Genomic DNA, 17,710 nt, shown 5'->3' with positions numbered 1-17,710 from the left:
CGGGAAGAACGTGTCGACTGCGTTACTCGTGGGCTGCGTCCCACTCCTCGGCCTTGTGGAAGTTCGCACAGACGTTGCACTTGATGCGGCCCATCGAGTCGACCGCGTTGTCGAACGACTCGCAGTTCGTACAGTAGAATCCCCACCGCCGCTCGCCGTCCGGGTCGGCGTACACCACGCGGAACGGTCCCTTGTTGCCGCGCTCGACCTCCCGGGAGAGATAGAGCGTCTCGCCGTCAGGTCCCCGGCGCTCGTCCATGGTGGCGGAAGGTCGCCCGCCCGCAAAACGCTCACGGTCTCGACACGGTTTTGCCGCCCGGGGACGGAGTCTCGGACGTGCGTCTCCTCCACTACTCCGATATCGAGAACGCCCACGACGACCCCGACCGGGTCGCCCGCCTCGCCGGTCTCATCGACGAACTGCGCGGCGAGGACGCTGTCGTCTGCGGAACCGGCGACAACGTCGCCCCGGGCGTGCTGCCGCTCGTGACCCGCGGCGAGCAGGCGCTGGACTTCTTCGAGGTCGTCGACCCCGACTTCTCGACGTTCGGCAACCACGACTTCGACTTCGGCATCGACCGGACCGCCGAACTGGTCGCCCGCTCCCCACAGCGGTGGCTCTCGGCGAACGTCTCCCGGAACGGCGACCGCTTCGCCGGCGTCGACCCCTGGGCGATCCGGACGGTCGACGGCGCCCGCGTCGGCTTCCTCGGTCTCACGGACCCGACGACGCCCTCCGGCAGCGACAGCGCTGCGGCACTGGAGTTCGCCGACCCCACCGAGCGGACCAACCGTGCGGTCGAGGCGCTCGAAGAGCGCGGCGCCGAGTACGTCGTCGTACTGTCGCATCTCGGCCGCGCCGACGACCGTCTGGCGGCCGCCTGCGACGTCGACGTCGTGCTCGGCGGGCACGTCCACTCCGAACGCGTCGAGCGGGTCGCGGGCACCCTCCTGACGCGGCCGGGCGACGGCGGCCGGACCGTCCTCGAGGTCGACCTTGAGACGCGCGAGGTGACCCGACACCCCGTCGAGGAGGCCGCCCCCGAGGAGGCGCTCGCCGAACGGTACCGCCGCCGACTGGACGCGACCGGTCTCGACGAGGTCGTCGGTCGCGTCGACGACCCCATCGAGCGGACCGAGCGAGAGGCGTTCCGCGGCGAGAGCCGCGTCGGTAACTTCGTCGCCGACGCCTACCGCTGGGCCGCAGAGCGGGAACTCGGCACCAACCCCCCGGTCGTCGGCCTGCAGAACAGCGGCGGCATCCGCACCGGCCCGCCACTCGCCGGCGAGGTGACCGTCGGCGACCTCGTCAGTCTGGTCCCCTTCGAGGAGGCGATGGCCGTCGCCGAACTCTCCGGGCGGGAACTGCGGGCGGTCTTCCGGGAGGCCGCGGACACGACCGGCTTCGGCGAATCCGACTGGTGGCACGCCCACGTCTCCGGCGCACGACTGGTGTACGACTACGCCGACGACGCCCTGCTGGAGGCCCACGTCGACGGCGACCCCGTCGACGACGACGCCCGCTACCGACTCGCCGTCTCGGAGTTCCTCCTGAACACGGACGCGGAGTTCCCGACGCTCACCGAGCGGGCCGCACTCGGCCGTTACGACGTCCAGTACGAGGTGCTGGCCGACTACGCCCGGACGGTCGGCATCGACCCGGAACTGGAGGGCCGGGTCACCCGACAGGGACTCTGAACCGTCGTCGACAACCGGAAGGTTCAGGCGGCGTCGGGCGCTCGACTCCCGCAATGACGCTGGTCGTGGTTCCCGTCCGGTACCCACTGTCGGCACACTCGCGGGCGACGCTGCGGCGGGCAATAGAGGTCGCCGACGAGCACGACGCCGACCTGACCGTCCTCCACGTCAACCTCTATCAGGACGACAGACACGTCACCCGGACCGAACTGAAGGCCGCCGTCGAGCGCGCCGTCGGCCACCTCGAACGCGCCCGGTACGTCGTCCGGTCGGGCTTTCTCGTCGAGGAGACCATCCTCGACGAGGTCGCAAACGAGGGGGCCGACTACGTCGTCATCGGCCGCAAGCAGTCCAGCCGCTGGCGCCGGATGATACGCCGACTGCTCGACGACCCCGACGTCGAGGGCTTTCTGCGGACCGAACTCGACTGCGAAATCATCACTGCGAGTCCGTAGGGTCCTCGTCGTCGGTGGTCTCGTCGTCGGCAGCCTCGTCGTCGGCGGCCTCGTCGTCGTGCTGTGTCGCGCCGCCCTGCCTCGTGGCCGGTCCCGCGTCCCGCTCGCGGGTCGCCACGCCGAGTTCGCCGCTCGTGTCGTCGAACACCATGTGGCGGTGCGGGTACGGGATTTCGATGTCGTGTCTCTCGAAGCGGTCCCAGACGTTCGTCATCACCGCCGACCGCACCGTCGTCTGCTTGTACGGTTCCCTGGCCCAGTAGCGCAACCGCAACAGCACCTCGCTGTCCCCGAACTGCCGGATGTAGCAGGTCGGCGCCGCCGGATAGCGCGCGCTGCCGATGCGGATGGCCGGCCCGCCCTGGATGACGGCGTCGACCTCGGTCGCCGCCGCCTCCATCTGCCGGCGGGCGGTCGGGATGTCGCTCTCGTAGGTGACGCCGACGTCCAGCGTCATCCGGATGCGGGTGTCCTCCGCGGAGTAGTTGACGACGTCCCGCTCCCGCATCGAACCGTTCGGCAGCACGATGAACGTGTTGTCCAGCGTGAACACCTTCGTGTACAGCAGCGTGATGTCCTCGACGAACCCCTTGGTCCCGACGTCGGTGAGTTCCACCATGTCGCCGATCTCGTAGGGCTGTTCGTTCAGGATGAAGATGCCGCTCAGGAGGTTCCCGATGATGGGCGCGAGCACGATACCGACGACGGCCGAGAAGACCCCGACCGACAGCGCCAGGTTCCCGAACCCGAGCCCGAGGAACCCCAGAGCGACGACGATGCCCAGGAAGACTATCAGGCCCTGGACACCCCGCAGGATGGTCCGGCTCACGGAAGGGCGCTTGAACCGCCGGGCGACCCGGCGGCCGAGCACCTGCCGGGTCAGCTTCGAGACGTAGTAGGCGAAGAGGACCACTGCCACCGCAACGACCAGTCGGTAGAACACCGTCGGGATGGCCTCGGGGAGCCAGGTGGGCCTGACCAGTGGGTCCACGCCGTCGCTCGTGGTCTCGGCCGTCGTCGGCGTCCCGGCCTGCAGCAACCCCACCAGGGCGTCCATGTAGGACCCGTCATCGGGGGATGGAAAAAGCGTTCCCCCGCGAGACCGCGTCCGTCGATGCCGGACCGTCGCGGCACACGACCGCCGTCGAGGAACGCCCGACGATCGCGCTCGCCGGACGCCGTCCGTCGGCTCTCTCCGACCGGCCCGGGAACAGCGGATGGACTGCCGGAGACCGGACCCGTCACCGCGGTTCAGGGGAACGGGTGGTGGCCCCGGTCGAGTCGCGGCTCGTAGCCGAACTCGGCCGGCACCGTCCGGGCCCGCTCGCCGAAGTACGCGTCGTCGGTGAAAAGCGGCTGGGCGGCGGGCACGACGACCCGGACCGCCTCGAAGCCCAGCGAGTCGATGTCGCGGGGCGTGAGCCGCGCGCCGTAGGCGTCCAGTCCGGCCGCCCCGACGCGGTCGAGGAGGGCATCCAGTTCCGCCCGCCCCGTCGGTGGCTCCGCCGGTCCGACCGTCGCGGCCGGCACCGTCGTCATCGGGTCGACGAACTCGCGGGCAGCCTCCGGGAACTCGGCGTAGCGGCCGATGGCGCCGGGTTCGTCGGCCGCACGGTCCGGTCCCATCCGGCGCAGTTCCAGCCAGTTCTGCAGCGCCTCCTCGAGGGCGCCGACGGCCGCCGCCGCCGGGTCCAGCGCCGCCGACATCCCCGCCGCGAACCGGGGCCACTCGCCCTCGCGGTGGACGCAGGCCGCCACCACCGGTACGTCGATGTCCTGGGTGAGCGACAGCGCCGTCACCGAGAGCTCCTCGCTTCTCGCGCGGGCCGAGAGCGTCGAGAAGTCCTCGTCGTCGACGGCCAGTCCGACCGGGTCCGACGTCGAGTACCACGACAGCATCGCCGCGTCCCGCTCGACGACCTCGTAGAGCCCCGACAGAAGCGCCTCACGGCCGCCGTTGCCCAGCCCGAGGCCGGTCGTGATGGCCGGGCGAATCCGTCGCTCCGGCGGCGGGAACACGACGAGTTCGGCCGGCAACTGGACCGTCTCGCCCGAGGCGAGGTCCTCGGCGACGTGCCAGGCGTCGACCGCCTCGACCCCGACCGGGTCGCCCGGCCCGACGAACCGCCCGGGGTCGACCGGGTTCCGGGGGTCGGTCTCGAAGTCGGCGGTCCGGTAGACGGCCGCGCTGTACCGCTCCAGCGCTTCGCCGAGGGCCTTCATGAACGCCGGGTCCCACTCGCGGCCGACCCCGGCGGCGTGGTCCGGCGGGTCCGCGTCCGAAAAGGGCGTCGAGGAAAGCGTCGCCAGGTAGTACGGCACCGGGAACGACTCGAGTTCGCCCACCTCGGTCACCGGGCCGAGTCGCTCGTCGAAGGCCGCCTCCGCCGAGGCGAGCGCTTCCTCCAGCGACCGGTCGCCGTCGTCGACCCGCAGCGCCCGGTCGCGCCCGTCCGCGCAGTCGCAGTGCGGCACCGGAAGTACGCGCCGGCGGGCGTGGGGCACCTCGAGGACGCCGCCGATGACGGGCGACTCCCCCCCGCCGACCAGGACCGCCAGTTCCCGGCCGGCGACGGCGCCCGCAAATCGGGCGGTCGCGGCGTCGACGCCGTCGCCCGCCGTCTCCGCGCCGACCGCCTCGACTCGTCGCCGGAGGCAGTCGTAACACGCGGTGCCGGGCGCGTGCCCGGAGACGGCGGCGTCGACGCCCGAGACGGCCCGGCCGCCGACGCCGCCCAGTTCGACGACCACGAGCGGCGTCCCCGACTCGCGGGCGGTCCTCGCCGCGGCCGCGAAGTCCTCGTCGACTGCGCCGACCCCGACGGCCACGTCGGTCCGGCCGAGAGTCGAGGGGTCGACTTCGACGGCGTCGGCGTCCGTGTCGGCAAGCGCCGACCGGACCGCCTCGACGGCGGGCCCGTCGCCCACCAGGCCGACCGTCGTCACTGGAACGGCCTCCGGCCGTCACAACGGTTCGTCTCGACGCGTCCGCGCGGGAGAGTCATGGCCGACGCTTCGGGGGCGGCCTCGAAAAAGGTAGGTGAGTGACGACGCTCAGGCCGCGAGCATCGACTGGGCGACGTTGGCGAGTTGGCCGCCATCGGCGTCCTTCAGCCGGTCGTCGCCGAGTTTGAGACGGAGCCGCGGGCGGCCGACGTCGATGGGCACCTTCTCGGTGTCGATGAGACCCATCTCCTCCAGCCGGCTCTTGGTCCGCGAGAAGGTGGCCTTCGAGGCGATGCCGACGTCCTCGCCCCACTTGGAGATGTCGTACAGCAGGTCCTCGTTCTTGGCGGCCACCAGGATGGAGATGGTCACCTCGTCGAGACCGTCGCCGTCGCCGCGGGCCGTCTCCAGCGACGCGAGGACGGCGTCGAAGTCGTCGGCGGTCGGCTCGCCCAGGTCCTCCTTCAGCGAGTGGCGGACCCGCGAGAGGGCGGGGGTCCGGAGGTTGAACTCCTCGGCGGTCTCCCAGGCGGCGCTGTACTGCTCGTAGGCGCTGTCGACGAAGGCGTCGTCGTCGGCCGTGAGTCCGGCCGCGTGTCCGCCGGCGTCGACGATGGCGACGACGGCGGTGTCGGTGACGACGAGCGTGTTCGCGTTCGTCTCGGCGGTACGGAGTTCCAGGTTCCCCGCCTCGACGTGGTCGGCCGCCGAACTCGCTATGAGGAAGTCGTCGGTGACGTCTTTCAGCGTGGCTTCGGCGGCCAGCAGCCGAACGGTCGGCGACTCGGCGTCCAGTACCTCGACCAGTTCCTCGATGGTTTCGGGAGTGGGATTGATCAGGAACAGTTCGTCGTCCGCGGCGGAAAGCGACTCCTCGAGAACGTCCGTGAGAGTGCTTTCTATCACGTTTGATTCCATCGTACTACTAGTTAGAACGTTCCCAGGTGTATTTAATATTAGCGGCTTTTCAAGCGCAAATCTCGCCGAAAAATATATGTAAAAGCTTTCAGCGAACCGTTTCTATCAGTTCTTGATAAATTCTGGTTTACAGGTCGGTCATCTCCCGTGCCAGATCGTCGGTCCACCGCAGTTCGCCCTCGTAGCGGACCGGCGAGCGGTGCCGTTCGAACAGGTCCCGGAGTTCCGCCGGCGCGAGCGACGCACGGGTGGGGACGCCGCAGGCGCGTTCGCAGTCATCGAAGGGGTCTCGGTACCGCCGTCCGGCGCCGTCCGGTGCCGTCGCGTCGTACCCCACAGCGAAGCCGTCGTCGGTCCGTTCGACGTCGAAGACGCCGGCGTCGCCGCGCGGCGGCCGGAGCCGGTGGGTGCCGTCACCGACGACGACGTAGTCCCGTCCCGCGATTATCTCCCCGCGAGCGAGCGACATCGCGCGGTCGAAGGCGAACCCGCCGGCGAGCAACTCCGCGAAGATCGTCCCGACGGCCACTGCCTGCTCGTCGAGGACCGTCGTCAGGGTGACGGCGCCGACGGTCGCTCCGCGCCGGACGAGGTCGTACCCCTCGTGGTAGGAGCCACAGGCGTTCAGGAAGAACGCCTCGGTCCCGCAGGTCTCCAGGTCGGCGGCCGCGAGGTGGCCGTCGGGACAGACCACGCCGTCGACCTCGCAGTGGCCGATGAAGTGAACGAGGTCGGTCGGCCGCTCCAGCAGTGCCGACAGTTCGGCCGTCGTGAGCCGCTCGTGGACGCGAACGTCGACCGACCGGCCGGCGAGGCGGCGCCGGTACACCTCGGCGACGGCCCCCTCCGAGCGCATCGCTTCGTCGTTGCAGACCACGTCGACGTCGAAACCCGCCTCGGCGCTCGCCTCGATGCCCGCCCCGCCGGTCCCGAGGAGCGTGAACGCCTCGACGGGCGTGCCCTCGCCGCGCCAGGCGTGAAACCGGCCGTCCGCGAGCGAGGGGTCGACCGCCTCGACCGACGCCGTCTCGCCGCGGAAGAACTCGTCGAGGCTCCGCTTCAGAAGCGCCTGCGGGTCGAGTTCGGATGCTGCCGCCGGGTGAACCAGGCTCAGCCGGTCCAGCAGGTACGGGAGATACCGACCGTTCTCGACGTCGTCGTCGACGTACGTTGCGAGCGGCCAGGTCCACCCCAGGTCGGCGTCCGACTCGACCACGGCGCGCAGCCGCTCGACGGGCGGCGCCGCCCGGAGCCGTTCGGCGTCGCCGACCCCGACCGACAGGGCCCCCGTCTCGCCGGGCACCGACCGCAGCCGCACGTCGAGGGCACAGAGACCGCGGAGCAAGCCGCCGACCGCCTCGGCGAAGGCGGGCAGCGGGTCGAAGGTGTGTCGGAACCCGTCGGCCCGGAGCGTCGGCGGGCCGTCGCCAGTCTCGACGTCGGCACCGATGTAGTAGGCCAGCGGCGCGGCGACGAGCACCGCCGTCGGCCGTTCGGGAACGGTTACCGTCGGTCGGTCGTCGTCGGGCGCGAGGTCGGTGCGAGCCTCGTGACCGAAGGCGACCCGCGGCGTCCGGGGTCGATAGCCCGGATGCGACCGCTCGGGACCCGCCGTACGGTGGGTGCGGCTGGCGGCGGTCACGGCCGTCGCCAGCCCCGCTGCCGTCGCCGGCACCGTCACCATCTCCCGCGGTGACCGCGACTCCCTGAACCCGACGGTGACCGGGGTCGGCTCCGGGAAGCGAAGCCACGCGCCCCCGGCTTCGTCCTCGACGGACGCCGGCCCCTCGAAGGCGACCCGCGTCTCCAGGCCGGCGTCGACGGCCACCTCGTGGACGCCCTCGGGTAGCGTCTCCTCGTCCAGCCTCCGGGTCGCTCCGCGAGCCAACAGCGGCTCGCCGTCCGGGAGCCGTATCGCCCGGAGCGACCCGACGGCCGTCGCGTCGACACGGGCGCTCAGGGCGGGGGGATTCCCGCCCGGCTGCCAGCCCTCTACATCGAGGCTCGTCCGGTCGCTGTCGCCGAATCCACACAGGCGTTCCTCCGTCCCCGACCACTCGACCATCTGTTGATTCCGTACGCCTCTGGCTGTATAGTATTACTCCTCTGCGGCAGTCGGGAGCGATCCGTCCGGGCCGACCGTCGGGAGCCGTCGACGTGCTCGCCGACAACGGGTACATTCTTGTCCCGCCGTTCCCGAGTCGCCCACATGAGCTACGACCGAGTCCGCGAGGCCGACCCCGCGGTCGCCGACGCCCTCGAGGGCGAACGCGAGCGCCAGGAGAACACCCTGGCGATGATCGCCTCCGAGAACCACGTCTCGGAGGCGGTGCTGGAGGCACAGAGCTCCGAACTCACCAACAAGTACGCCGAGGGCTACCCCGGCGAGCGCTACTACGCCGGCTGTGAGAACGCCGACACCGTCGAGGAACTCGCAATCGAGCGCGCGAAGGAACTGTGGGGCGCCGAGCACGTCAACGTCCAGCCCCACTCCGGCACACAGGCCAACATGGGCGTCTACCTGGCCGTCCTGGAGCCCGGCGACCGCATCCTCTCGCTCGACCTCACCCACGGCGGCCACCTCAGTCACGGCCACCCGGCGAACTTCGCCGGCCAGATTTACGACGTCGAGCAGTACGAGGTCGACCCCGACACCGGCTACGTCGACTACGAGGGCCTCCGCGAGATGGCCGAGGCGTTCGACCCCGACATCGTCGTCTCCGGCTACTCGGCGTACCCACGGGAGGTGGACTTCGAGCGCGTCCAGGCGGCCGCCGAGGCCGTCGACGCCTACCACCTCGCCGACATCGCCCACATCACCGGTCTCGTGGCCGCCGGCGTCCACGAGTCGCCGGTCGGCGTGGCCGACTTCGTTACCGGGTCGACCCACAAGACCATCCGCGCCGGCCGCGGCGGCATCATCATGTGCGACGCCGAGTACGCCGACGATGTCGACTCGGCAGTGTTCCCCGGCAGCCAGGGCGGCCCACTCATGCACAACGTCGCGGGCAAGGCCGTCGGCTTCGAGGAGGCGCTGCAACCCGAGTTCGACCGGTACGCCCAGCAGGTCGTCGACAACGCCCGAGCGTTGGGCGAGCGCCTCCAGGAGCACGGCTTCGCGCTGGTCTCCGGCGGCACCGACACCCACCTCGTGCTGGTGGACCTCCGGGACTCTCACCCCGACACCCCCGGCGGCGTCGCCGAGGAGGCCCTCGAGGCGGTCGGTATCGTCCTCAACAAGAACACGGTCCCCGGCGAGACGCGGTCGGCGTTCAACCCCTCGGGCATCCGCGCTGGCACGCCCGCCCTGACGACCCGCGGCTTCGACGAGGACGCCTGCCGGCGGGTCGCCGACGTCATCGCCCGCGTCGTCGACAGCCCCGACGACGAGTCGGTCAAGGCGGAAGCCGCCGCCGAGGTCGAGGAGCTCTGTTCGGAGTTCCCGCTGTACGACCGCGAGGGCGCCATCACCGACTTCGAGTGACCGGGACCGCAACGACTCGGCGGGGCGACCGCCTCCGGACCGCGCTCCGACGGCTCAAGCGCCCGCTGCTGTACGTCATGAGCGTCGGCTACGTCGTCGCCGGCGTGCTCCACTTCGTCGTTCCCGACCTGTACGTCCAGATCGTGCCGCCGGTGTTGCCGGCGCCGCTGGCGCTCGTGTACCTCTCGGGCGTCGCCGAAATCGCCGTCGGTCTCGGCCTGCTGTACCCGCCGACCCGCGAGTACGCGGCCTGGGGGACGGTTCTCCTCTTGCTCGCCGTCTTCCCGGCGAACGTCTACATGGCGACGAGCGGCGTCGTCGTCGAGGGCGTGCCGGGCGACGGCGACCCCTCGACGGTCGCCCGCTGGGCGCGGCTCCCGTTGCAGGCCGTCCTGGTGGCGTGGGCGTGGTGGTACACCCGGCCGATGCCCGGCGGCGGCGAGTAGCGGATGGCGCCCGGCGCGCGGTCGCAGTGCCGCCGCCGTGGATTCGCTCGACGGTCGCACGCCCGACCGACCTTTATTCGGTCCCCCCGTGAATCACGGGTATGACATTCGTCGTCGTCGGCGGGGACGCCGCCGGGATGAGCGCCGCGAGCAAAGCACGACGCGAGGCACCCGACCGCGAGATAGTCGTCTTCGAGAAGGGCCAGTGGGTCTCCTACGGGGCCTGCGGGCTCCCCTACTACATCAAGGGCGAGATACAGAGCCTCGAGGACCTCGTGTCGGTGACGCCCGAGCAGTTCCGCGAGGAGCGCGACATCGACCTCCGGACGGGCCACGAGGTGGTCGACATCGACCCCGGCGACCGGACGGTCACCGCCAGGAACGACGACGGCGAGGTGACCGTCGAGTACGACGACCTGCTGGTGGCGACCGGCGCCGAGAGCGTCGTCCCCTCCATCGAGGGCACCGACCGCGAGGGGGTCTACACGCTCGGTTCGATGACCGACGGCAAGGAACTCCGGGAGTTCGTCGCCCGCTCGCGGGAGTCCAGCCCAGTCGAACAGCCGGACAGCGGTCCCGCCTGTCACTTCCTGGAGACCTGCGAGGGGGCGGTCGGCATCGTCGGCGGCGGCTACATCGGCGTCGAGATGGCGGAGGCCCTCGCGGCGAACGACTTCGAGGTCCACCTCTTCCAGCGCGGCGACCGCGTGCTGAAGGGGTTCAGCGAGGCGACGAGCGAGCGGGTCGCCGACCACCTCCGCGAGCAGGACGTGGCGCTGTACCTGAACGCCGAGGTCCGGGCCTTCGACGGCGGCGAGGCCGTCGAGGCCGTCGTCACGGCCGACGAGCGAGTTGAGGTGGAGATGGCGCTTCTCGGTACGGGCGTCCGACCCCGGACCGACCTCGCCGAGGCCGCCGGCATCGAACTCGGGCCGACGGGCGCCATCGCGGCCGACGAGTACCGCGAGACGAGTGCGCCGGACGTCTACGCCGCGGGCGACTGCGCGGAGGTCGAACACGTCGTGACCGGCGACCCCGATTACGTGCCGCTGGCGCTGACCGCCAACCGCCACGGCCGGGCCATCGGCCAGACGGTCACGGGCGACCCGACCGAGGGCGGTGCCGTCGCCGGCACGGCAGCCGTCAAAGCCTTCGACGTGGAGGCCGCCAGGACCGGCGTTCTCGACCACGAGGAGGCGCGGGCGGCGGGGTTCGACCCCGTCACGGAGACCATAGAGGCCAAGTCCCGGGCCGGCTACTACCCCGAGGACGGCACCGTCACCGTGACGCTGACCGCCGACCGCGGGACCGGACGCGTCCTCGGCGCCAGCCTCGCGTCGGGCTACGGCGAGGGCGCCGTCCACCGGAGCCACGCCGTCGTCGCCGCCGTCACCGAGGGCGTCACCGTCCCCGAACTGTCGAACTACGACCTCGCGTACGCGCCCCCGTTCAACACCACCTGGGACCCCATCCTGACGGCGGCGAAGGTGCTCGGAGGGCAGTTGTGAGGCGTCGGCACCTCCTGGCTTCTGCCACCGGTACTCTCCTGGCGACGGTCGCCGGCTGTCTCGACGGCGACTCCGGCGCCGACCCGACCGACGAGGGGGACGGCGCGACGGCCACCGGGACGCGGACCACCACCTCGAACCCGACGGCGACCACCACGGACGGTCTCGACCTGCGCGAGGCAAACGTCACCGGCGTCGATGTCGAGGCGCGCGACGAGGGCTACCGGTTCTCGGTGACCCTCTATCACGACGACGACGGCGAGGACGGCTACGCGAACTGGTGGCAGGTCGAGACGCTCGACGGCCAGCGACTCGGCCGCCGGGAACTGACTCACGCCCACGGTGCCCGCGAGTTCACGCGCTCGGAGACCGTCTCGATTCCGGCCGCGGTCGACTGCGTGGTCGTCCGCGGGCACGACCAGACCCACGAGTACGGCGGCCAGGCCGCCCTCGTCACCCTCGAATCGGGCACGAGTCGACTCGTCCGGCAGGGCAGCGAACCGACGGCGTTCGAGACCGACGACTGCCCGAAGTAACCACGTTCGTGTATAGAAGTGGAGTGAACGCCGACGTATATAGCACGAACCCGAACAATTGATATGGGTGGCGCGTCGCTCTTCTCGTAATGACGGAGGTCATCGACGGCGACGCCGTCGCTGCCGAGGTCCGCGAATCGCTGACCGAGAGCATCGAGACCCTGGAGGCAGCGGGCGTCACGCCGGGGCTGGCGACGGTGCTGATGAGCGACGACCCCGCGAGCGAGACGTACGTCTCGATGAAACAGCGGGACTGCGAGGAGGTCGGCATCGACGGGGTTCACGTCGAACTCGACCCGGAGACGCCGGCCGAAGAGCTGTACGACACCATCGAGGACCTCAACGGCGACCCGTCGGTGCACGGGATCCTCGTCCAGATGCCCGTTCCGGACCACGTCGACGACCGCCGGGTGCTCCGGGCCATCGACCCCGTCAAGGACGTCGACGGCTTCCACCCCGAGAACGTGGGCCGACTGGTCGCCGGCAACGACCGCTACCGGCCCTGTACGCCTCACGGCGTCCAGAAACTGCTCGCGGCCTACGACGTCGAGACCGAGGGCGCCGACGCAGTGATCGTCGGTCGCTCCGACATCGTGGGCAAGCCGCTGGCGAACCTCCTCCTCCAGAAGCGCGAGGACGGCAACGCGACGGTGACGGTCTGTCACTCCCGGACCGACGACCTCGCCGCGAAGACCCGCGACGCCGACATCCTCGTCGCCGCGGCTGGCCGCCCCGAGTTCATCGACGGCGAGATGGTCGGCGAGGGCGCGACCGTCGTCGACGTCGGCGTCAACCGCGTCGACGCCGACACCGAGAAGGGCTACGAACTCGTCGGCGACGTCGACTACGATAGTGCGAGGGAGAAGGCCGACCACATCACGCCCGTGCCGGGCGGCGTCGGGCCGATGACCCGCGCGATGCTGCTGTACAACACCGTCAAGGCGGCCGGACTGCAGGAAGACGTCGAGGTCGCGCTGCCCTGATGTCGCCGACGCCGGACGAACTCGCCGCGCGCTACGGCGATGTCTACCGGAAAGCCGAGCGCATCGAGATCGACGCCGAGCGGTTCGACCGCGGCATCGAACGCGGCGACGACGGCGCCTGGGGGGTCGGCGCGCTGGTCGTCGACAGCGGGCGGGTCCTGCTGGTCCGGGAGGGCGACATCTGGCTGCTGCCCGGCGGGCGCCTGGAGTCCGACGAGACCCCCGAGGCTGGCGCCGTACGGGAGGTCCGCGAGGAGACCGGCGTCGACGCCGAAATCACGGGACTCGGTGCCATCGCCGAGCAGACGTTCCGGCGCGACGGGAGCGCGGCCACCTTCGACTTCCGGTTTGCGACCTTCCTCGCCGACCCGGTATCGACCGACATCGCGGCCGACCCCGGCCGACCGGGTGAGGGCATCGACGAGGCCGCCTGGCACGGCGACGTCCCGGAGAACACCTTCGACCGCGACCTGGTCGTCCGGCTCGCCCGCGAATTTATGTAAGAGGACGGGAGCAGCACCGGCGTGCTCGATTGAACCGCCCCGGAGCGTTCCGCGGGAGCGCGACACGTCGCTCCGGGAGATTCGGTGTCGCCTGTACGCCTACGCGTCCGCCGCGAACGCCAGCGCCTCGTCGAGTTCGATCGGTCCCTCCTCGGACAGCCGTTCGAGCAGCGACTCTATCGCGTCCTCGCTCGGCTCTTGCCCGGCCCGCTCCAGTAGCCGTCTCGCCCCCTCACGGCCCGTCGACTCGCCGAACACCAGCCGCCGTCGGCCACCGACCGTCTCCGGGTCGAAAGCCTCGAACGCCGAGGGGTCGTCCAGCACCGCTTCCGCCCCGGCTCTCACCTCGTGGGTCGTCGCCGCCTCGCCGAGGACGGCCTTTCGCTCGTCGACCGATTCGTCCAGCGTCCGGAGGACGTCCTCGCAGGCGGGGACGGTCTCCTCTTCGACGATGCCCGCGTCGCCGCCGGCGGTCTCCGTCGCGGCGACGACCTCCTCGGTCGCGGCCACGCCGGCCCGCTCGCCGAGCGAGGCGACCGACGTGTCGACCCGGTCGATGCCGGTCTCGGCGGCCACGATGGTGTTCGCCGTCGCACAGCCGAGATCGTCGTGGAAGCGGACGCCGGCCCGCGTGAGGTCGGCGCTCGCGTCGGCCAGCGTCCGGAGGAAGCCGGCCACGAACGGGGGCGTCCGGGCGCCGACCGAATCGGCCAGGACGACCGGACAGTCGAATCGCCCGAAGGCACCGGCTATGGCCGGCACCTCCGCCCGGAATGCGTCCGAGAGCGTCAGGTGGGCGTCGACACCGCCCTCGTGGGCCCGGAGGAGGGCCGCCTCCGCGCGGTCGAAGGCCTCGTCGCGCGAACAGCCGAGGACGGCCTCGAGACGTGAATCCGAGACGGGAATCGCCACCTCAACCACGTCGGCGTCGGCCGACAGTGCCGCCTCGACGTCGTCGGTGGTTGGCTCACAGAGGGCGACGACGTCCGCCGAGAGGTCCGAAGCGAGCCGTCGGAGCGTCTCGCGTGCGACCGCACTACTCGAGGGCGACCCGGTTCCGACGAGCGGCACGCCAAGTCGATCCAGGGCCCGTCCGGTCTCGACGCGCTGGTCGGCGGTATACCCGTTGCCCGACGCTCTCGCCGACGCCCGGAGCGTGATGTCACAGATTCTCATACGACGCCTCCCCGGTGCCGAGAACGGTCGTCGCGTTCCGAGCGCGCCGCTGGGCTCGCGGTGTCACCTCGTGGGTGAGTGGTCGGACCATGGCATCGACTCCGGCGGCCGGGGGAAAAAGCACCGCGACTCGGGCGGTCAGGCGAGGCCGTCGAGTCTGGCCTCTGCCTCGGCGAGGGCGGCCTCCTCGCCCTCTCTCAGGTATCGGCTCACGTCCCGGACGGCTGCGACGAGCGACTCGGCCTCGCGCGGCGGAACGTCACCCTCGAGGGCTCGAATCCTCTTTGCGTGCTCGGTGACCCGTCCGAGCACCCGCTCGGCGGCGTCGTCGGGGTGTTCGCGGAGGTAGGTCCGCAGGTCTGAGCGGTACTCCCCGACCGCGTCGGCGTATGCCAGCCCCCGCATCCCGCGCAGGCCCTCCGGCACCGCCTCCGGTGAGGGTCGCTCCCCCTCGTCGGCCCGCAGTAGCTCGGTGAAGTACAGTTCCTCGTCGTCGGCGATCTCCAGACGGCGTTCGAGTTCGCTCCCGACGTGCTGTAGCTCCGTCGCCGCGAGGTAGGTGTCGTCGAGCGACTGGAGCGTTCCGGCCTCGATGAAGCCGTAGCCGCGGGTGAACTCCCGGCAGCGTTCGGCGGCCAGCGACGCGAGACGGCGCAGCGGCGCCTCGTCGACCTCGCGCCGGACCGGGGTGAGGTCCAGCGTCGCCGCCGTGGCCGTATGGAGGGACCGCTCGTCGTCGACGCCGACGCTGTAGAGGCTCCCGCAGTCGGGGCAGGCGGCCTCGCCGGTGTCGTAGTAGGACCACCTGGTTCCGCACTCCTTGCACTCGCGCTGGCCGCGGACTTTCATGCTCGGTACTGTGGGTCGAGGCTCCTAAACATCCCCGGGCGGGAAACTGTCGAACCGCTCGTCGACCCGTCCGGCGGCCGTCGCAAGGACGAGTTCGATGCGGGTGGCCCACGGCGTCGCGTGGGAGAACCGGACGTGGTCGTGAGTTGCGAGCGTCGCGCCGCCGCCGGGCGTCCCGTAGACGGGTTCGGTCGGCCCGGCGTGACACCGCGAGGCGACTACCACGGGACAGTCGGCGTCCGCGATGGCGTGCCCGAGCGCTTCGGTCGTGTTCCCGAGGCCGGTGCCGGCGACGACGACGGCCTCGCCTTGGTCGACGGCGGCGTCGAAGCCGGCCCGCCCGACGCCGGACGCGGACACGACGACGGGGACGACGGGGTGGTCGTCGGGAATCGGCAGTCGGTCGGTCCCGGCATCCGGGTCCCGGTACCAGTGGACCTGCCGTCGGGTGAAGCGGGCCAGCGGGCCGGTCTCCGGAGAGCGGAAGGTGTCGAGGGCGGCGGTGTGGCTCTTCCGGACCCGCGCGGCGGCGTGGAGTTCCTCGTCGAAGGCGACACAGGTGGCATCGGCGAGCCGTTCGTGTGCCGCCGCCCGGACGGCCGTCCGGAGGTTGGTCGGACCGTCGCTGCCCAGTTCGTCCGGTCGACGCTGGGCGCCGGTGACCACGACCGGTGCCTCGCAGGTGAGGTCGAGATAGCGGGCGGTTTCCGCGAGGGTGTCGGTTCCGTGCGTGACGACGAACCCGTCGACGTCGGCGTCGAGGTTAGAGATGCGTCGGGCGACCCGGGCACAGACGTCGGGCGACATGTCGAAGCCCGGCCGGTCGGCGACTGTCTCGACGGTAACGTCGGCGTGGGTGTCGAGACCGGGCACCGCCTCAAGGAGGTCCTCCCCGGAGAGCGTGGGCGCCGCGCCCGAATCGCTTCCGTCGGTCGTCGAGGCGATGGTACCGCCCGTTGCGATGACGTGGACGCGCATACGCGACCTGCGAGCGGCGGTCGGTTGGGGCTTCCGGTCGTTCCGGGGCGCGAACTTTCATTTGACGGGCGGCCGACGGTCCGGTATGCGCGACGAAGAGGAGATCCGCGAGCAGTACGAATTTCTGAAGAACGAACTCGACGACGAGGACATGAACCACGAGGGGGTCAGACAGATGTTCACGTACTACAAGCGGGCACTGGGATGGGTGCTCGAAGAGGAGTACATCTGAGTACGGAACTGTACATCGTGGCCGGTAGATTTATGATGCGACGGCCACTGGATTCAGGTGACGCTTCGCTTGGAGGGCCGAAGCGTCAGCGGGGACCAATTCAGGGCGGCAAGCGCCCGACCAACTTTTCGCTGGTCGGGTCGCTTTCCTCTCTCGCTGAACGACGCTCGACAGGTCAGGCTATCTCTAGGTCACCATCCTCGCCGCCGTTCTCGTCCCATTCCAGTTCGAACTCGACGCTGAGTTCCGACGCCGTCCCCTCCTGTTCTCGCTCCACCTTGACCTCGAACACCGGACGGTCCGGCACGTCGACGGTGACGGATTCGTCGCCCGCGGAAAGTTCGAGCGACTCGCCGGACTCCAGTCGGTCGGCTACCGTCCGTAGCAGGTCCGCTATCTCGCCTCGGGACTGGCTCCGCTCGGTCTCGAAGAGGATTTCCTCCATGGCGGGACGTACCGCCCCGAGGAAAAACTAGCTGGATGGGAAGAACGGCTGTCAGACGTTTTTCAATCCCGACATCTATCACGCAGGTTCGGCCGCTTACATCCCGGTCCGTTCAGCTAAACGACACTCAGAGGGACCCTCTCGCCGTATCGTAGGCACACACCGGGGAGATAATCCGGTATATTTAAGCGAATACGACAGTAACAGGTAGATAGAACTTACCGATGCACGACCTGACAGGATTCCAGCGAGATCTGCTCTACGTCATCGCCGGGCGGGAGGATCCCCACGGGCTGGCGATCAAAGAGGAACTCGAGGACTACTACGAAAAGGAAATCCATCACGGACGGCTCTACCCCAACCTCGATACCCTCGTCGAGAAGGGGCTCGTCGAGAAGGGCCAGCGCGACCGGCGGACGAACTTCTATACGCTCACGCGCCGCGGCCGCCGTGAGATGGAGGCCCGCCGCGAGTGGGAAGACCAGTACGTCGACCTCGAGTGACCGTCGTCGGCCGACGACACCGGTACGACCCGAGACCGTGGTTCGGGCAT

The 17,710-nt window shown here is 70.3% G+C and carries 19 protein-coding genes; 10 read left to right on the top strand and 9 right to left on the bottom strand.

Features of this window, described 5'->3' with window-relative positions; all coding sequences use genetic code 11:
- Positions 1-22 precede the first annotated feature (22 nt).
- The gene (locus NLF94_RS11760) at positions 23-259 is read right to left on the bottom strand and encodes a DUF5816 domain-containing protein (RefSeq protein ID WP_254837817.1); all 237 of its coding nucleotides are present in this window, start codon (positions 257-259) and stop codon (positions 23-25) included.
- Positions 260-336: 77 nt separating this feature from the next.
- Here NLF94_RS11760 and NLF94_RS11755 point away from each other — a divergent pair, with 77 nt between their 5' ends.
- Positions 337-1,698 (top strand): bifunctional metallophosphatase/5'-nucleotidase, encoded by a 1,362-nt coding sequence (locus NLF94_RS11755; protein ID WP_254837816.1) that lies wholly within the window; start codon positions 337-339, stop codon positions 1,696-1,698.
- 53 nt (positions 1,699-1,751) lie between these two features.
- On the top strand, positions 1,752-2,153 hold the full coding sequence (locus NLF94_RS11750) for a universal stress protein (RefSeq protein WP_254837815.1): 402 nt from the start codon (positions 1,752-1,754) through the stop codon (positions 2,151-2,153).
- Here NLF94_RS11750 and NLF94_RS11745 read toward each other — a convergent pair.
- From NLF94_RS11745 to NLF94_RS11730, 4 genes are all read right to left on the bottom strand, one after another.
- Positions 2,137-3,210 (bottom strand): mechanosensitive ion channel family protein, encoded by a 1,074-nt coding sequence (locus NLF94_RS11745; protein WP_254837814.1) that lies wholly within the window; start codon positions 3,208-3,210, stop codon positions 2,137-2,139. The two genes, NLF94_RS11750 and NLF94_RS11745, sit on opposite strands and share 17 nt — an antisense overlap.
- A 194-nt stretch (positions 3,211-3,404) precedes the next feature.
- Entirely contained in the window at positions 3,405-5,099 is a 1,695-nt protein-coding gene (locus tag NLF94_RS11740) for a YcaO-like family protein (protein WP_254837813.1), read from the bottom strand.
- A 108-nt stretch (positions 5,100-5,207) separates the two neighbouring features.
- Positions 5,208-6,017, bottom strand: a complete 810-nt coding sequence (tbsP, locus tag NLF94_RS11735; protein WP_254837812.1) for a transcriptional regulator TbsP — start codon at positions 6,015-6,017, stop codon at positions 5,208-5,210.
- A 127-nt stretch (positions 6,018-6,144) separates the two neighbouring features.
- Positions 6,145-8,082, bottom strand: coding sequence for a hypothetical protein (locus tag NLF94_RS11730; RefSeq protein ID WP_254837811.1), 1,938 nt, complete (start codon positions 8,080-8,082; stop codon positions 6,145-6,147).
- Between the two features lie 144 nt (positions 8,083-8,226).
- Between NLF94_RS11730 and glyA the strand changes: the two genes are divergently transcribed.
- The 6 genes from glyA to NLF94_RS11700 all read left to right on the top strand — a co-directional run bounded on the left by glyA (position 8,227) and on the right by NLF94_RS11700 (position 13,477).
- The gene (gene glyA, locus NLF94_RS11725; RefSeq protein ID WP_254837810.1) at positions 8,227-9,501 is read left to right on the top strand and encodes a serine hydroxymethyltransferase; all 1,275 of its coding nucleotides are present in this window, start codon (positions 8,227-8,229) and stop codon (positions 9,499-9,501) included.
- 77 nt (positions 9,502-9,578) lie between these two features.
- Positions 9,579-9,947: a DoxX family protein gene (locus NLF94_RS11720; RefSeq protein WP_350355879.1), complete on the top strand. Its 369-nt coding sequence runs from the start codon at positions 9,579-9,581 to the stop codon at positions 9,945-9,947.
- A gap of 101 nt (positions 9,948-10,048) precedes the next feature.
- Complete coding sequence (locus NLF94_RS11715) at positions 10,049-11,455, top strand: FAD-dependent oxidoreductase (RefSeq protein WP_254837808.1); 1,407 nt, start codon at positions 10,049-10,051, stop codon at positions 11,453-11,455.
- A complete protein-coding gene (locus NLF94_RS11710; protein ID WP_254837807.1) occupies positions 11,452-11,991 on the top strand; it encodes a hypothetical protein in 540 nt (179 codons plus the stop codon). The genes NLF94_RS11715 and NLF94_RS11710 overlap by 4 nt, the downstream gene beginning before the upstream one ends.
- A gap of 89 nt (positions 11,992-12,080) precedes the next feature.
- A complete protein-coding gene (folD, locus tag NLF94_RS11705) occupies positions 12,081-12,974 on the top strand; it encodes a bifunctional methylenetetrahydrofolate dehydrogenase/methenyltetrahydrofolate cyclohydrolase FolD (protein WP_254837806.1) in 894 nt (297 codons plus the stop codon).
- On the top strand, positions 12,974-13,477 hold the full coding sequence (locus NLF94_RS11700) for an NUDIX hydrolase (protein WP_254837805.1): 504 nt from the start codon (positions 12,974-12,976) through the stop codon (positions 13,475-13,477). Before folD ends, NLF94_RS11700 begins: the two co-directional genes overlap by 1 nt.
- A 99-nt stretch (positions 13,478-13,576) precedes the next feature.
- Here NLF94_RS11700 and NLF94_RS11695 read toward each other — a convergent pair whose 3' ends face one another.
- From NLF94_RS11695 to NLF94_RS11685, 3 genes are all read right to left on the bottom strand, one after another.
- On the bottom strand, positions 13,577-14,653 hold the full coding sequence (locus NLF94_RS11695) for a hydroxymethylglutaryl-CoA lyase-like TIM-barrel protein (protein WP_254837804.1): 1,077 nt from the start codon (positions 14,651-14,653) through the stop codon (positions 13,577-13,579).
- Between the two features lie 138 nt (positions 14,654-14,791).
- Positions 14,792-15,502, bottom strand: coding sequence for a DUF7117 family protein (locus tag NLF94_RS11690; protein ID WP_254837803.1), 711 nt, complete (start codon positions 15,500-15,502; stop codon positions 14,792-14,794).
- Positions 15,503-15,526: 24 nt separating this feature from the next.
- Entirely contained in the window at positions 15,527-16,480 is a 954-nt protein-coding gene (locus tag NLF94_RS11685; RefSeq protein WP_254837802.1) for an asparaginase, read from the bottom strand.
- Positions 16,481-16,565: 85 nt separating this feature from the next.
- Here NLF94_RS11685 and NLF94_RS11680 point away from each other — a divergent pair, with 85 nt between their 5' ends.
- Positions 16,566-16,712, top strand: a complete 147-nt coding sequence (locus NLF94_RS11680) for a DUF8555 family protein (protein ID WP_178917488.1) — start codon at positions 16,566-16,568, stop codon at positions 16,710-16,712.
- Between the two features lie 175 nt (positions 16,713-16,887).
- Here the strand turns inward: NLF94_RS11680 and NLF94_RS11675 are convergent, their stop codons facing one another.
- Positions 16,888-17,157: an amphi-Trp domain-containing protein gene (locus tag NLF94_RS11675; RefSeq protein WP_254837801.1), complete on the bottom strand. Its 270-nt coding sequence runs from the start codon at positions 17,155-17,157 to the stop codon at positions 16,888-16,890.
- A gap of 224 nt (positions 17,158-17,381) precedes the next feature.
- Here NLF94_RS11675 and NLF94_RS11670 point away from each other — a divergent pair, with 224 nt between their 5' ends.
- Entirely contained in the window at positions 17,382-17,660 is a 279-nt protein-coding gene (locus NLF94_RS11670; RefSeq protein ID WP_254837800.1) for a PadR family transcriptional regulator, read from the top strand.
- Positions 17,661-17,710: the final 50 nt, after the last annotated feature.

It is taken from the genome of Natronomonas marina (assembly GCF_024298905.1).
GTDB lineage: Archaea > Halobacteriota > Halobacteria > Halobacteriales > Haloarculaceae > Natronomonas > Natronomonas marina.
This window is presented reverse-complemented; position numbering and strand designations above follow the sequence as displayed.